This is a genomic window from Leucobacter sp. USHLN154 (genome assembly GCF_037145595.1).
Taxonomy (GTDB): Bacteria; Actinomycetota; Actinomycetes; order Actinomycetales; family Microbacteriaceae; genus Leucobacter; species Leucobacter alluvii.
Genome location: NZ_JBBCXF010000005.1, coordinates 191394 through 206652 on the forward strand (window position 1 = coordinate 191394; position 15259 = coordinate 206652).

11 protein-coding genes are annotated in these 15259 nt (G+C 67.3%); 10 read left to right on the forward strand and 1 reads right to left on the reverse strand.

Features of this window, described 5'->3' with window-relative positions; translation table 11 throughout:
* Positions 1–5 precede the first annotated feature (5 nt).
* Positions 6–797 (reverse strand): CPBP family intramembrane glutamic endopeptidase, encoded by a 792-nt coding sequence (locus WFH23_RS10680; RefSeq protein WP_336662495.1) that lies wholly within the window; start codon positions 795–797, stop codon positions 6–8.
* A gap of 238 nt (positions 798–1035) precedes the next feature.
* On the opposite strand from WFH23_RS10680, the gene WFH23_RS10685 reads away from it, so the two are divergent.
* The 10 genes from WFH23_RS10685 to WFH23_RS10730 all read left to right on the forward strand — a co-directional run bounded on the left by WFH23_RS10685 (position 1036) and on the right by WFH23_RS10730 (position 15136).
* Complete coding sequence (locus WFH23_RS10685; RefSeq protein ID WP_176698364.1) at positions 1036–2646, forward strand: ABC transporter substrate-binding protein; 1611 nt, start codon at positions 1036–1038, stop codon at positions 2644–2646.
* A gap of 178 nt (positions 2647–2824) precedes the next feature.
* Positions 2825–3751: an ABC transporter permease gene (locus WFH23_RS10690; RefSeq protein WP_090150790.1), complete on the forward strand. Its 927-nt coding sequence runs from the start codon at positions 2825–2827 to the stop codon at positions 3749–3751.
* Positions 3744–4727: an ABC transporter permease gene (locus WFH23_RS10695; protein WP_090150788.1), complete on the forward strand. Its 984-nt coding sequence runs from the start codon at positions 3744–3746 to the stop codon at positions 4725–4727. The genes WFH23_RS10690 and WFH23_RS10695 overlap by 8 nt, the downstream gene beginning before the upstream one ends.
* Before the next feature lie 11 nt (positions 4728–4738).
* The gene (locus WFH23_RS10700; protein WP_090150786.1) at positions 4739–6454 is read left to right on the forward strand and encodes a dipeptide ABC transporter ATP-binding protein; all 1716 of its coding nucleotides are present in this window, start codon (positions 4739–4741) and stop codon (positions 6452–6454) included.
* Between the two features lie 139 nt (positions 6455–6593).
* Positions 6594–8291, forward strand: coding sequence for a urocanate hydratase (gene hutU, locus WFH23_RS10705; protein WP_336662496.1), 1698 nt, complete (start codon positions 6594–6596; stop codon positions 8289–8291).
* 4 nt (positions 8292–8295) lie between these two features.
* Complete coding sequence (locus tag WFH23_RS10710; RefSeq protein WP_336662497.1) at positions 8296–9528, forward strand: amidohydrolase family protein; 1233 nt, start codon at positions 8296–8298, stop codon at positions 9526–9528.
* A gap of 182 nt (positions 9529–9710) precedes the next feature.
* Positions 9711–11312 carry an ABC transporter substrate-binding protein gene (locus tag WFH23_RS10715; RefSeq protein ID WP_090151380.1) on the forward strand — a complete coding sequence of 534 codons (1602 nt, stop codon included), beginning with the start codon at positions 9711–9713 and terminating at the stop codon, positions 11310–11312.
* A gap of 73 nt (positions 11313–11385) precedes the next feature.
* The gene (locus WFH23_RS10720; protein ID WP_336662498.1) at positions 11386–12453 is read left to right on the forward strand and encodes an ABC transporter permease; all 1068 of its coding nucleotides are present in this window, start codon (positions 11386–11388) and stop codon (positions 12451–12453) included.
* Between the two features lie 2 nt (positions 12454–12455).
* Positions 12456–13442: an ABC transporter permease gene (locus WFH23_RS10725; protein ID WP_090150777.1), complete on the forward strand. Its 987-nt coding sequence runs from the start codon at positions 12456–12458 to the stop codon at positions 13440–13442.
* Positions 13439–15136: an ABC transporter ATP-binding protein gene (locus WFH23_RS10730; protein ID WP_336662499.1), complete on the forward strand. Its 1698-nt coding sequence runs from the start codon at positions 13439–13441 to the stop codon at positions 15134–15136. Before WFH23_RS10725 ends, WFH23_RS10730 begins: the two co-directional genes overlap by 4 nt.
* Positions 15137–15259 lie beyond the last annotated feature (123 nt).

Sequence of the window (15259 nt, forward strand, 5' to 3'; positions counted from 1 at the left end):
GGCGCTCACCCTGCCGGCGCGCTGAAGAGCGCCGGCCAGAGGGCGACCGCGAGCGGGTAGCCTGCGAAGCTTGCGATGTCGAGCGCCCAGTGCGCGACCACGAGGGGGAGGGCGCGGCCCCATCGCTGGTACACCCAGCCGAAGATGACGCCCATGATCACGTTGCCGATGAAGCCGCCGAAGCCCTGATACAGGTGATAGCTGCCGCGGAGGAGCGCACTGATGACGATCGTTGCCCAGGGCCCGACGCCGAGGCGCTTGAGTCGTTCGAAGAGGTAGGCGACGACGATGAGTTCCTCTCCGAGCGCCGCGCGCAGGGCCTGGAGCACGAGTACCGGCACCGTCCACCACGCGGCGTCGAGCGCGGTCGGCACCACGGTCGTGTTGATGCCGATCGCTTTGGCGAAGAGGTAGAACGCGATTCCCGGTATGCCGATCGCGGCGGCGAGCAGCACGCCTCCGCCCGCTTCTCTGCCCCCCCATGCGCGCCCCGCGTCGAGCGGGCGACCGAGCCCGAGCCGCGAGAGATGCGGGCGCGTGCTCGACCAGAGCAGGTAGACGACCAGTGCGACGGGAGCCAGCCCGAAGGCGAACGAGAGCAGCTGGGAGATCAGGTCGAAGACCGGCCGGTCGGAGAGCGGACGGTTGATCGTCGCGGTCTGCTGCGACAGGGCCGTCTCGCGGGTGAGCCGCTCGACGATGGAGACGATCGCGTACACGGCGGATGCTCCGAACGACAGCGCGAGCACGATGGCGATCTCCCAGCGGAGGCGAGTGCGCAGCGCGGCCGAAGTCATGGCGACAGCGTATCGCCGGACTCTCAGGAAAGTGTCGAGTGCCCACAGTGCCCGGGAGGCTCGGGTGGGATCTTTCTCCGAGAACCACAGATCTCTGTTACGAAGGCGTTACGCTGGGCCGAATTGCACGCATCCGGTCTGACAGGTCTGTAGGCTGTTTTCGTACTATCGAATCTGTCGGGTGCGACCGAACGCGAGTTCTGTCGGCATGCCGGGGGACATTTCAAGGAGGAAACCAGTGAAGCGATCACGGATCGGCTACACGTTCATCGCCCTGGCCGCAGCAGGCGCGCTCGCGCTTTCGGGCTGCTCGTCGAACGGTGGCGAAGGCGGCGGCGACGCGGGCTCGGGCGGCGGCATCATCACCGTCAACAACACCGAGCCGCAGAAGGGGCTCGTACCCGCCGACACGACTGAGGTCGGCGGCGGCAAGGTCGTGGACGCGCTGTGGGAGGGCCTGGTGTACTACGACATCGACGGCAAGACCCAGATGGGCGTCGCAGAGTCGATCGAGTCGGACGACAACACCACGTGGACCATCACGCTCCGCGAAGACGCGGTGTTCTCCGATGGCACCCCGGTCATGGCGAAGAACTTCGTCGACGCCTGGAACTACGCGGCCAACGTCGACAACGCGATGGGCAACCAGTACTTCTTCAGCACGATCGAGGGCTTCAGCGAGACCGAGCCGGTCGAGGAGATGTCGGGCCTCAAGATCGTCGACGACTACACCTTCACCGTGAAGGCCACCCCCGATTTCCCGGATCGCCTGGGCTACTCGGCGTACTACCCGCTTCCCGATGTCGCGTTCGAAGACATGGAGGCGTTCGGCCAGAACCCGATCGGCAACGGGCTGTACCAGATGGACGGCGAGGGTGCATGGAAGCACAACGAGTCCATCAGCCTGGTGAAGAACGAGAGCTACGTCGGCCCCCGCGAGGTCGCGAACGACGGCGTCGAGTTCAAGATCTACGCCTCGCTCGACGCGGCGTACACCGATCTGCTCGGAAACAACCTCGACGTGCTCGATCAGATTCCCGACACGTCGTTCGCCGTCTTCCAGGATGAGCTCGGCGACCGGGCGATCAACCAGGCCGGCGCCCTGACGACGACGCTCGCGATCTCCGAGAACCTCGAGCACTTCTCGGGCGAAGAGGGCAAGCTGCGCCGTGCTGCGCTGTCGATGGCGCTCGACCGCGAAGAGATCATCGATGTGATCTTCGAGGGAACGAACGTGCCGGCGAAGGACTTCACCTCTCCCGTGGTCGACGGCTACGCCGAGGATCTCGAAGGCGCCGAGAAGCTCGAGTTCAACGCCGACGAGGCGAAGAAGCTCTGGGCCGAAGCAGACGCCATGAGCCCGTTCGAGGGAACGCTCGAGGTCGCGACCAACTCAGACGGCCCCCACCAGGTGTGGGTCGAAGCGGTCGCCAACCAGTGGGCCAACAACCTCGACATCGAGGCCGCCCCGAAGCTCTACCCGACCTTCCAGGCGTTCCTCGACGACCGTGAAGCCGACGTCGTCGGCGGTCCCTTCCGCGCCGGCTGGCAGGGCGACTACCCGGGTGCCTACAACTACCTGCAGCCGCTCTACTACACCGGCGCGAGCTCGAACCACGGCTTCTACGCGAACCCCGAGTTCGACGCGCTGCTCGACGAGGCCGCCGCTGAGAGCGACCACGACGCGCGCATCGAGAAGCTGAACGATGCGCAGGAGATGCTGCTCGAAGACATGCCGTCGATTCCGCTGTGGTACCAGGGCACCACCGGTGGCCACAGCGAGGGCGTCGACAACGTCGCCTTCGGCTGGAACTCCGTGCCGCTGTTCAACGAGATCACCAAGAACTGATCGAGTTCCTTCAGGCCCCGAACACCGGTTCGGGGCCTGAACCTCGTTCGGGCGGCATCACCGCTCGAGCGATACCATTTCCGACGCGGCAGGGACACTGGCGTCCCGACGACGTTTCGCGCCACGATTGCGAGAGAAAACGCACGATGTCTACGACCAGTGAACGGGGGAGCGGCGCATGCTGAGATACATCCTCTTCCGAGTTCTCCAGGTGATCCCAGTCCTTCTGGGCACCACATTCCTCATCTACTTCATGGTGTTCGCCATGCCGGGCGACCCGGTCGCCGCGATGTTCGGCGACAAGGTGCCGAGCGACGCCGTGCTGGAGCGGCTCCGCGAGCAGTACAACCTCGACAAGCCGTTCTTCATCCAATATCTGCTGTACCTGCAGGGGCTCTTCGTCGGCGACTTCGGCATCAGCTTCTCGGGCGAGCCGGTCTCCGAGATCCTGGCCCGCACGTTCCCCGTGACCATCAAGCTCGCGCTGATGGCCATCGCGATCTCGCTGGTGCTCGCGATCGTGATCGGGCTCTTCTCCGGTCTGCGCAAGGGGCGGTTCTTCGACAACATCAACCTCATCATCGGGCTGCTGTTCCTGAGCGTCCCGATCTTCGTGGTCGCCTTCATCGCGCAGTACGGCCTCGGGCTCAAGCTCGGGTGGTTCAATCCGACCGTCGGCGCTGGCGCACCACTGCAGGATCTGCTGCTGCCGGCGATCGTCTTGGGCGCCTCGCTCTACGCGACCAGCATGCGTCTCACTCGGGCATCCGTGATCGACACGCTGAATCAGGACTTCGTGCGCACGGCCTACGCCAAGGGGCTCAGCCGCGGGCGCGTCATCCCGGTGCACGTGCTCCGCAACTCGCTGATCCCGACGATCACCAATACGGCGACCGATTTCGGGACGCTGATGGTGGGCGCCACGGTCACCGAGGGCATCTTCAACGTGCCCGGCGTCGGCAACGTGCTCTTCAACGCCATCCTCAAGGGCGAGAACACGACCGTGGTGTCGTTCGTCACCGTGATGGTGCTGATCTACCTCGGCGTCAACCTCGCCGTCGACCTGCTGTACGCCGTACTCGATCCGAGGATCCGCTATGCCTGATGCACCCCGCTCCTCTCACGAATCGGCCGGCCGTGTGCGGCCGCCCATCACCCATTTCGTCGCGCCGATCGACGAGACTCCGGTCGTCGCCGTGGACGCGGTCCGCATCTCGGAGAAGAAGTCGACGCTGTGGCTCGACGCCTGGCGCGACATGCGCCGGCGTCCGATGTTCTGGATCTCCGCGGTGATCATCTTCGTCGTGGCCCTGATCTCGCTCTTCCCCGGCCTGTTCAGCCAGGCGGATCCGCGCGCGTGCGCGCTGACGTTCTCGAACGCCGGCCCCTCCGCCGGGCACCCGCTCGGGTACAACAAGCAGGGGTGCGACGTGTACTCGCGCATCATCCACGGCACGTCGACCTCGGTATCCGTCGGCCTGCTCGTCATCACGATCACGTTCGTGGTCGGCACCGTCATGGGGGCGCTCGCCGGATTCTTCGGGGGCATGCTGGACACCGTGCTGTCGCGACTCGGCGACATCTTCTTCTCGATCCCGTACATCCTGGCCGCGGTCGTCGTCATGAGCGTGCTGTCGGACCACCGCAATCCGCTCGTCATCGCGCTCGCGATCGGCGGGTTCTCCTGGCCGATCACCGCGCGAATCGTCCGAAGCGAGATTCTTCGCGTGAAGAACGCCGATTTCGTCATGGCTTCGGAATCCCTCGGACTGTCGAGGTTCGCGACGCTCGTGCGGCACGTGCTGCCGAACGCGATCGCCCCGGCGATCGTCGTCACGACGCTCTCGCTCGCGTCCGCCATCGTCGCCGAGGCGACGTTGTCCTTCCTGGGCGTCGGGCTTCCGGCCGGTCAGTTCATCAGTTGGGGCAACGACATCAGCGCTGCTCAGCTCTCACTGCGAACGGATCCCATGCCGCTGATCTACCCGTCCCTGGCACTCACCATCACCGTTCTCGGATTCATCCTCCTCGGCGAATCGGTTCGGGATGCGCTTGACCCGAAGGCGAGAGCACGACGATGAACGAAGCACACATGACTGAAGCAACGCAGGAATTCATGCAGCCGCTGCTGAGCGTGCGCGACTTGAAGGTCGGGTTCACGGTCGACCGGCAGGTGAACGAGGTGCTGCACGGGATCGACTTCGACGTCTATCCGGGCGAGACGGTCGCCATCGTCGGCGAGTCGGGTTCGGGCAAGTCGACGACCATGCACGCCGTGATCAACCTGCTGCCCGGCACCGGGCGGGTGACCGCGGGGTCCGTGCAGTGGGGTGGCCGAGAACTCGTCGGGCTCGGGCGCCGCGAGATGGAGCGCATTCGCGGCCGCGAGATCGGTCTCGTTCCGCAGGACCCGATGTCGAACCTCAACCCGGTGTGGTCGGTCGGGTTCCAGGTCGAGGAAGCGGTCCGCGCGAACGGACTCGCGACCGGCAAGAAGGAGGTGCGCGAGCGCGCGATCCAGGTGCTCGAACAGGCCGGATTGCAGAACGCCGCCCAGCGCATGAAGCAGTTCCCGCACCAGTTCTCCGGCGGGATGAAGCAGCGAGCGCTCATCGGCATCGGCCTCGCCGCCAGTCCGCAGCTGCTGATCGCCGACGAGCCGACCTCAGCGCTCGACGTGACCGTGCAGCGCGTCGTCCTCGATCATCTGCAGGGGCTCACGCAGCAGCTGGGCACGGCCGTCGTCTTCATCACCCACGATCTCGGGCTCGCTGCTGAGCGCGCCGAGAAGCTCATCGTGATGTACAAGGGCAACATCGTGGAGTCGGGGCCGAGCCGGGAGATCCTCGAACGCCCGCAGCACCCGTACACCAAGCGGCTCGTCTCCGCGGCGCCGAGCCTGGCATCCCGTCGCATCGGTGCGGACGCCGAGCTCCCCACCGCGCCCACGCAGACGTTCGACCTCTCGGCACTCGCCGACGAGCCGAAGCCGACCGTGAAACACGGCGAGCCGATGATCGAGGTCTCGGATCTGGGCAAGATCTACAAGATCCGGAAGGGCAATTTCGGATCGGAGGAGTTCCACGCGGTCGCCGGCGCATCGTTCTCGGTCAACCGCGGTGAGACCCTGGCCCTGGTCGGGGAATCCGGCTCCGGCAAATCCACCATCGCGAAGATGGTGCTGCAGCTCGAGAAGCCGTCGTCGGGCTCGATACGGATCGGCGGTCAGGAGACCGCGGATCTGTCGGGGCGGGGGCTCTTCGACCTCCGCCGCACGCTGCAGCCGGTGTTCCAGGACCCGTACGGATCCCTCGACCCGCTCAACAACATCGCGAGCACCATCATGGAGCCCCTCAAGATCCACGACGTGGGTGATGCCGCGAGCCGGAAGGCGCGCGTCTACGAGTTGCTCGATCAGGTCGCCCTGCCGCGGGAACTGGCGACGCGCTACCCGAACGAGCTCTCGGGAGGGCAGCGGCAGCGCGTCGCCGTCGCGCGCGGGCTCGCCCTCAAGCCCGACATCCTCGTGCTCGACGAGGCGGTGTCGGCGCTCGACGTGCTGGTGCAGGCGCAGATCCTCGACCTGCTCGCGCAGCTGCAGCGCGAACTGGGACTCACGTATCTGTTCATCACCCACGACCTCGCCGTCGTGCGCCTCATCGCGGATCGTGTCTGCGTGATGCAGCAGGGCCGCATCGTGGAGCAGGCGACCACTGATGAGGTGTTCGAGAATCCGCAGGAGGAGTACACGAAGAACCTGCTCGCCGCGATTCCGGGCGCCCACATCGAGCTCGGGCAGCAGAGGTAGCGCGTTCAGCAACGCCCGCGCCTGTCTGGCACTCCGGACAGGCGCGGGCGTTGCTGCGTTGTCGCGAGGCGGGCGAACCGCTGGGATAGGGGAAGCGGGATGAGGCCCGCGATCCAGCACTTCAGCGAAAGGTCCAATGATGGCACTTCCCGGCGCACGCCCCGTCCGTTCCCCACGAGGCAGCGAGCTCTCTGCGAAGAGCTGGCAGACGGAGGCACCGCTGCGCATGCTCATGAACAATCTCGATCCAGAGGTGGCCGAGCGCCCCGACGACCTCGTCGTGTACGGCGGCACCGGCCGAGCGGCGCGGAGCTGGGAGGCGTTCGACGCCATCGTCGATACCCTGCGCGACCTGGAGGAGGACGAGACCCTGCTCGTGCAGTCGGGCAAGCCGGTCGGCGTATTCCGCACGAACGTCTGGGCGCCCCGCGTCCTCATCGCGAACTCGAACCTCGTGGGGGACTGGGCGAACTGGCCCGAATTCCGCAAGCTCGAAGCCGAGGGCCTCATGATGTACGGCCAGATGACCGCCGGCTCCTGGATCTACATCGGCACGCAGGGCATTCTGCAGGGCACGTTCGAGACATTCGCCGCGGTCGCGCGCAAGCGCTTCGGCGGCACGCTCGCCGGGACCATCACCCTGACCGGCGGCTGCGGGGGAATGGGCGGAGCGCAGCCCCTCGCCGTCACCCTCAACGAGGGCGCGTGCCTCATCGTCGACGTCGACCAGAGTCGACTCGAACGCCGCGTCAGCAAGCGCTACCTTGACGAGGTCGTGACCAGCGTCGACGAGGCGCTCGCGAAGGTCCAGCAGGCGAAGGAGGAGCAGCGCGGGTGGTCCGTCGGACTCGTCGGGAACGCGGCCGAAGTGTTCCCCGAGATCCTGCGCCGGCACCGCGCCGGCGAGATCACCATCGATGTGGTCACCGATCAGACGAGCGCGCACGATCCGCTGAGCTACCTGCCGATCGGCTACGAGGTGGGGGAGCGGCTGCAGCGGGCCGAGGCGGATCCTGAGCAGTTCACCCGCGATGCGCAGGCCGCGATGGCGGCCCAGGTGCGGGCGATGGTCGAATTCCAGGACGCGGGCGCCGAGGTCTTCGACTACGGCAATTCCATCCGTGACGAGGCGCGCACCGGCGGGTACGACCGAGCATTCGAGTTTCCCGGGTTCGTGCCGGCCTACATCCGTCCGCTGTTCTGCGAGGGCCTCGGCCCGTTCCGCTGGGCGGCGCTCTCGGGAGACCCCGAAGATATCCGCGTGACGGACGAGGCGATCCTCGAGCTCTTCCCGGAGAACGAGCACCTGCACCGGTGGATTCGGGCGGCTCAGGATCGCGTGGAGTTCGAGGGACTGCCCGCGCGCATCTGCTGGCTCGGCTACGGCGACCGCGCGAAGGCGGCCGTGCGCTTCAACGAGCTCGTGGCCGAGGGCAGGCTGTCTGCTCCGATCGTGATCGGACGAGATCACCTCGACTCCGGGTCGGTCGCCTCGCCCTACCGCGAGACCGAATCGATGGCGGATGGCTCCGACGCCATCTCCGACTGGCCGTTGCTCAACGCCCTGACCGCCGCTTCGTCGGGGGCCACGTGGGTCTCGCTGCACCACGGCGGCGGCGTCGGCATCGGTCGTTCGCAGCATTCCGGCCAGGTCTCGGTCGCCGACGGCACACCGCTCGCGGCGGAGAAGCTGCAGCGATTGCTGACGAACGACCCGGGCATGGGGGTGATCCGCCACGTCGATGCCGGCTACCAGCGGGCAGTCGACGTGGCGGGCGAGCGCGGCGTGCGCATCCCGGTGGCCCCCGTGATCCGCAACACCGACCAGGCCTGGTGACGCGATGACGGGATCGGCGAGCCTGCTCATCGACAACATCGGCGAACTCACCACGAACGACGATGCCGGGGGCGGTCGCCTGCACGATGCCGCCGTGCTGATCGAGCGGGATCGCATCGCGTGGGTCGGTGCGGCGGCCGACGCCCCCGCGGCCGACGAGCGCGTCGATGCCGCTGGGCGCGCGGTGCTGCCGGGGTGGGTCGACTCGCACACCCATCTCGTCTTCGCCGGCGACCGCACCGCTGAGTTCGAGGCTCGGATGGCGGGCGAGGCCTACGCCGCCGGTGGCATCAACGTCACGGTCGAGGCGACGCGCGCCGCGACTGATGCCGCGCTCGAGGCGAACCTCGAGCGACTGGTGGCCGAGGCGCGGCGCGGCGGCACCACGACGATCGAGACGAAGACAGGGTACGGTCTCACCGTGCGCGACGAGCAGCGCGCGGCCGTCGTCGCGGGCAGGCATGTGGATGCCGTGACCTTCCTCGGCGCGCACGTGGTGCCCGCCGGCGCCGACCCCGAGGGGTACCTGGATCTCGTCACCGGGCCGATGCTCGACGCCGTCGCGCCGCACGTCAGCGCCGTTGATGTCTTCTGCGAGCGCGGTGCATTCGACGAGGCCGCGACGGAGCGGGTGCTGGCGGCCGCCGGGCGCGCAGGTCTCGCAACCCGCGTGCACGGCAATCAGCTCGGGCACGGACCGGGGGTGCGGCTCGCCGTCGGCGCTGGATCGCTCAGCGTCGATCATCTCGGGTTCCTCAGCGAGGAGGATGTCTCCGCGCTGGCCGATTCCTGGGCCGAGTGGAGTGGGGGATCGGGACGCCGCGGCACGGTTGCGACGGTGCTCCCCGCGTGCGACCTCTCCACGCGGATGCCGCTGGCGCCTGCGAGAGCGCTGCTCGACGCGGGGGCGGTGCTCGCGATCGCCTCGAACGCGAACCCCGGCACCTCGTACACCAGCTCCATGGCGTTCTGCGTCGCGACGGCGGTGCTGCAGATGGGGGTGACCGTGCAGGAGGCGGTGCGCGCCGCCACGCTGGGCGGAGCCATCGCGCTCGGCATGGACCGAGACGGCTGGCGGGATCCCAAAGGTGCGGAGCAGGGTGCGGTCGGCGTGGTCGTGCCCGGTGCGCGGGCCGACCTGCAGCTGCTCGACGCGCCGTCCGTCACCCATCTCGCCTACCGGCCGGGGATGCCGCTGGTGCGGGGTGTGTGGCGGGCCGGGCGACGCGTCGTGTGAAACACCGCTCCATACGAGTGCTGGAGGGGTCCAGGAGGATCTGTCAGACAGATCGTCTCCACTTTTCCCAATGAGCGAGAGAGCCCCGCTAGGCTGCGAATGTTCAAACACCGGGCGCATCGACACCGTAGTGATGCGCGTTTCCCGGGTAGTGAGAGGGAAAAAGATTGAAGAAGACGATGATGTCTGCGGCCGCTCTGATGGGCGCCGCACTGCTGTTCACCGGGTGCGCCACGAGTAGCACCAGCGGTTCAGGCGATGGCGGCGACGAGGGCGGTGACGCCATCATGATCGGCACGACCGACAAAGTCACGTCGCTCGATCCGGCCGGATCGTACGACAACGGATCGTTCGCGGTCATGAACCAGGTGTATCCGTTCCTGCTCAACAGCGAGTACGGCACCGCTGAGGTCACGCCGGACATCGCGGAGTCGGCCGAGTTCACCTCGCCCACCGAGTACACCGTGAAGCTCAAGAAGGGGCTGACATTCGCCAACGGCAACGACCTCACGTCGAGCGATGTGAAGTTCTCCTTCGACCGTCAGGTGGCGATCAACGACCCGAACGGCCCCGCGTCGCTGCTGGGCAACCTGGACAGCGTCGAGGCTCCCGACGACACCACGGTCGTGTTCACGCTCAAGAACGGCGACGACCAGGTCTGGCCGCTGATCCTATCGAGCCCCGCCGCGCCGATCGTCGATGAAGACGTCTTCGCCGCCGATGCGCTCACCGGCGACGACGAGATCGTGTCGGGCAAAGCCTTCGCCGGCCAGTACGAGATCACCTCGTACAAGCTGAACGAGCTCATCGCGTACGCCCCGTTCGACGGCTACCAGGGCAACCTCGGCGAACCGGCGAACAGCGGCGTGAACGTCAAGTACTACGCCGATGCTTCGAATCTGAAGCTCGACATCGCGGGCGGGGCGATCGACGTCGCCTTCCGCTCGCTGTCGGCCACCGACAACGACGAACTGGCCAAGAACGACGACGTGAAGCTCGTCGAGGGCCCCGGCGGCGAGACCCGCTACATCGTGTTCAACTTCAACACGCAGCCCTACGGTGCGACCGCGCCCGACGCAGACCCGGCGAAGGCGATGGCCGTGCGCCAGGCCGCGGCCGACCTCGTCGACCGAGCGGCGATCGCGAAAGAGGTCTACAAAGACACGTACAGCCCGCTCTACTCGTTCGTGCCGGACGGCCTTCCGGGCGCGACCGAGCCGCTGAAGGAGATGTACGGCGACGGCGCCGGCGCACCCGACGCCGCGAAGGCCAAGCAGCGCCTCGAAGATGCGGGCGTCGAGACCCCGGTGCAACTCAGCCTGCAGTACAACGGGGATCACTACGGCCCGTCCTCCGGCGACGAGTACGCCATGGTGAAGACGCAGCTGGAGCAGGACGGACTCTTCGAGGTCGACCTGCAGCAGACGGAGTGGGTGCAGTACTCCAAGGATCGCACCGCCGACGTGTACCCGGCCTACCAGCTCGGCTGGTTCCCCGACTACTCGGATGCTGACAACTACCTCTCGCCGTTCTTCCTGAAGGAGAACTTCCTCGGCAACCACTACGACAACCCCGAGGTGAACGACCTGATCGTCGAGCAGCAGACGCAGACCGACGAGGGGAAGCGGATGGACGAGATCGGCAAGATCCAGGAACTCGTCGCGAACGATCTGTCGACGCTGCCGCTCCTGCAGGGCAAGCAGGTCGCCTACACGGGCACGGACGTCGAGGGCACCACGCTCGACGCATCGTTCAAGTTCCGGTACGCGCCGATCTCCAAGTAGCGCACGCCGTGGCAGCGGGCTCCACCCTCGCGTTGGGGCCCGCTGCCATGGAACGACGCGAACAGGCTCTCACATGACTGCTCCCGCACCTGTCGTCGCGGCGCGACGCGCCCCGATCGGAGGTGGGCTCGGACGCTACGTCCTGATCCGCCTCCTGCTCATCATCCCGACCGTGTTCATCCTCGTCACCGTCGTCTTCTTCCTCATGCGCCTCACCGGCGACCCCATCACGGCAGCCCTCGGCGGGCGGCTCCCTCCCGACCAGCTCGCCGAGCGAGTGCACGAGGCGGGATTCGACCGACCGCTCATCGTGCAGTACTTCGACTACCTCGGCGGCATCTTCCGCGGAGATTTCGGCACGTCGATCACGGACAACCGCCCCGTCATCGAGATCCTGTTCCAGTACGGCTCCGCCACGCTCGAACTCGTCTTCTACGCGCTGATCGTCGCGTTCGTCATCAGCATTCCGCTCGGGCTCATCGCCGCATACCGGCGCGACCGCTGGCAGGACGCGGTGCTCCGCATCATGGCGATCCTCGCGTACGCGACGCCGATCTTCTTCGTCGGGCTGCTCCTCAAGCTCGTGTTCTCCGTCTGGCTCGGCTGGCTCCCGGTCGCGGGCCGCGCCGGCACGCGCACCGAGCTCGTCATGGGCGGCGTGGATGCGCCGACCGGCATCTACCTGCTCGATGCGCTTCGACTCGGCGACATGCAACTGGTCGGCGACGTGCTCTGGCACGCCGTGCTCCCCTCGGTCGCCCTGGGCCTGCTCACCGCCGGGGTGTTCCTGAGGCTCATCCGCACGAACGTCATCGGCACCTTCGGGCAGCAGTTCGTCACGAGCGGTCGTTCTCGCGGCGTGAGCGAGTACCGGCTCCTCACCAAGCACGCCTTCCGGCCCGCACTGATTCCGATCATCACGGTCATGGGCATGCAAGTCGCACTGCTGCTCGCGGGAGCCGTGCTGACCGAGACGACATTCGAATGGAAGGGGCTCGGGTTCATGCTCGCCGAGTACCTCAAAGCGCGCGATTTCGTGGCGGTGCAGGGCATCGTCGTGATGATCGCGGTCATCGTCGCCGTCACGAACTTCGTCGTCGACCTCGTCGCGGCCGCCGTCGACCCGAGGGTGAGGTACTGAACATGAGTATGCAAGATCTCCCCACGCCGTCGACTGCGACGCTCGCCGTCGCCGTCCCGCAGGGCCGACGGGTGCGCGACCGTCTGCCGGTGCTCACCCAACTGCGGCAGAGCGTCGGACTGCAGCGCGGCATGCTCGTCACCGGGCTCGCGCTGACGGCGCTGTTCGTGCTGCTGGCCCTCCTCGCCCCCCTGATCGCGCCGTACGGGTGGGCGCAGCAGTCGGTCGACGGCGTCGCGTTCGGCACCCAGCAGGCTCCGAATGCGACGAACCTGCTCGGCACCACGGTCTCGGGATTCGACGTGCTGTCGCGCGTGATCTGGGGCGCCCAGACTGCGCTATTCGTCATCGCCGCCGCGATCCTGTGCTCGATCTTCCTCGGCATCGCGCTGGGTCTCGTCTCGGGGTACTTCGGCGGCTGGCTCGACCGCATCCTCGTCGTGCTCTGCGATGCCATCTACGCATTCCCGTCGCTGCTCCTCGCCATCGTCATGTCGATCGTGATCAGCCGCGGCCAGTCGACGCTGTTCGGCGGCATCCTCGCCACGGCGCTCTCCATCACGGTCGTGTTCGTGCCGCAGTACTTCCGCGTCATCCGCGCTGAAGTGGTGCGCGTGCGCTCCGAACCCTTCGTCGAGGCCGCACGCGTGATCGGCGTGCCGACCCGCCGCATTCTCGTGCGGCACGTGCTGCGCAACTCGGTGCGGTCGCTGCCCGTCGTCGTCACGCTCAACGCCTCCGAGGCGCTGCTGACGCTCGCCGGGCTCGGCTTCCTCGGCTTCGGCATCGAAGCCACCTCGGCAGCGGAGTGGGGGTACGACCTGAACCGCTCGGTCGCGGATGTCACGAGCGGCATCTGGTGGACGAGCGTCTTCCCCGGCGTCGCCATCGTGCTCGTGGTGCTCGGCATCACGCTCGTCGGTGAGAGCCTCAACGATCTGTCAGACCCGCGACTGCGTCAGCGCCGCCGGGCAAAGGGAGCATCATGAATCGCATCGCCGAGATCACCGACCTCCGGGTGCGGTTCGCGACCGACGGGGAACCGGTCGACGCGGTCAAGGGCATCAGCCTCTCAGCCAGCGCCGGCGAAGTGCTGGCGATCGTCGGCGAATCGGGATCTGGCAAGACCGTGACCGCGAATGCGCTGCTCGGGCTGCTCCCGGAGACCGCGACGATGTCGGGCGCGGTGATCGTGCGGTCTCGCGCCGGTGACGAGACCGACGTCGTCCACGCCTCCCACGCCGCGATGCGCGATATGCGCGGGAACGCCGCGGCAATGGTGTTCCAGGAGCCCTCGACGGCGCTGAATCCGGTGTACACCGTCGGGTGGCAGATCGCCGAAGGGTTGCGCGCCCACGGCCGCATCGGCAAGAAGGCGGCGCGGGCGCAGGCCATCGACATTCTCCGCCGCGTCGGGATCCCCGATCCCGAGCGTCGGGTCGATGAGTACCCGCACCAGTTCTCCGGCGGGCAGAAGCAGCGCATCGTGATCGCCATGGCGCTCGTGCTCAACGCCGGCCTCATCGTCGCCGACGAGCCCACTACCGCGCTCGATGTCACGGTGCAGGCCGAGATCCTCGAACTGCTGCGCATCTGCCGCGATGAATTCGGTGCGACGATCGTGCTCATCACGCACAACATGGGCGTCGTCGCCGACCTCGCCGATCGCGTCATCGTGATGTACCGCGGCGAGATCATCGAGGAAGCGCCGGTCGCCGAGCTCTTCAGCGCTCCGCAGGAGCAGTACACCCGCGACCTGCTGGCGGCCGTGCCGCACGTCGGCCACGGCAAATCGCTCACCCAGGCGCGCGAGGCGGGCGACGCCGTCGCCGAGTCCTCCGAACGCGACACCACCGGGCACCTCATCGTCGCCGAGAACGCCCAGATCGGGTACCCCTCCCGCTTCGGGCGGGGCGCCGTGGTCGCGGTGCACGGCGTCGACTTCTCCGTCGCACCCGGCGAAGTGGTGGGGCTCGTCGGCGAGTCGGGATCGGGCAAGACCACGATCGGCCGCGCCGTCGTCGGCCTGACGAAAGTCGTCGACGGGTCGCTGCGAGTGCTCGACCACGAGATGCGCGATGTGCAGCAGCGCTCGCTCGCGCCGCTGCGGCCCGACATCGGATTCGTGTTCCAGGATCCGGCGACGAGTTTCAATCCGCTGCTCTCGATCGCCGAGTGCATCGCCGAGCCGTTGATCGTGCAAGGCCGGGCGTCGAGCCAATCCGCCGCGCGGGGTCGCGTCGACGAGCTGCTCGACGCGGTGCGCCTGCCCGCGAGCTTCGGCGATCGCTTCCCGCACGAGCTGTCGGGCGGGCAGCGCCAGCGGGCCTCGCTCGCCCGGGCGCTCGCGCTCGATCCGAAGCTGCTCATCGCCGACGAGCCCACCAGCGCCCTCGACGTCTCCGTGCAGGCGACGGTGCTCGAACTGTTCGTGCAGTTGCAGGCGGAGCTCGGGTTCGCGTCGCTCTTCATCAGCCACGATCTCGCCGTCATCGACGCGGTCTCCGATCGCATCATCGTGCTGCAGCAGGGGCGGATCATGGAGCAGGGAACGACGGCCCAGGTGCTGAGCCGCCCGCAGAATCAGTACACGCAGGAGCTCCTCGCCGCGATCCCGGTGCCCGATCCGGCGGAGCAGCGTCGCCGGCGCGAGGCCGCACGTGCCCGCAAGGTGCGTGCGTAGCGCCAGCAGCAGGGCAAACAATCGTCGAGGCCGGGCCGTGCATCACGCACGTACACCCGGCCTCGACTCAGTATTCGCGGGTCGTTCACGAAGAGACCCGCTAGAATAGTGCGTCGGCGTCTT

What these genes read in the sequence shown, in the direction of transcription:
- WFH23_RS10680 (WP_336662495.1), bottom strand. Translation starts at nt 797, where the DNA reads ATGACTTCGGCCGCGCTGCGCACTCGCCTCCGCTGGGAGATCGCCATC.
- WFH23_RS10690 (WP_090150790.1), top strand. Translation starts at nt 2,825, where the DNA reads ATGCTGAGATACATCCTCTTCCGAGTTCTCCAGGTGATCCCAGTCCTT.
- WFH23_RS10695 (WP_090150788.1), top strand. Translation starts at nt 3,744, where the DNA reads ATGCCTGATGCACCCCGCTCCTCTCACGAATCGGCCGGCCGTGTGCGG.
- WFH23_RS10700 (WP_090150786.1), top strand. Translation starts at nt 4,739, where the DNA reads ATGACTGAAGCAACGCAGGAATTCATGCAGCCGCTGCTGAGCGTGCGC.
- hutU (WP_336662496.1), top strand. Translation starts at nt 6,594, where the DNA reads ATGGCACTTCCCGGCGCACGCCCCGTCCGTTCCCCACGAGGCAGCGAG.
- WFH23_RS10710 (WP_336662497.1), top strand. Translation starts at nt 8,296, where the DNA reads ATGACGGGATCGGCGAGCCTGCTCATCGACAACATCGGCGAACTCACC.
- WFH23_RS10715 (WP_090151380.1), top strand. Translation starts at nt 9,711, where the DNA reads ATGTCTGCGGCCGCTCTGATGGGCGCCGCACTGCTGTTCACCGGGTGC.
- WFH23_RS10720 (WP_336662498.1), top strand. Translation starts at nt 11,386, where the DNA reads ATGACTGCTCCCGCACCTGTCGTCGCGGCGCGACGCGCCCCGATCGGA.
- WFH23_RS10725 (WP_090150777.1), top strand. Translation starts at nt 12,456, where the DNA reads ATGAGTATGCAAGATCTCCCCACGCCGTCGACTGCGACGCTCGCCGTC.
- WFH23_RS10730 (WP_336662499.1), top strand. Translation starts at nt 13,439, where the DNA reads ATGAATCGCATCGCCGAGATCACCGACCTCCGGGTGCGGTTCGCGACC.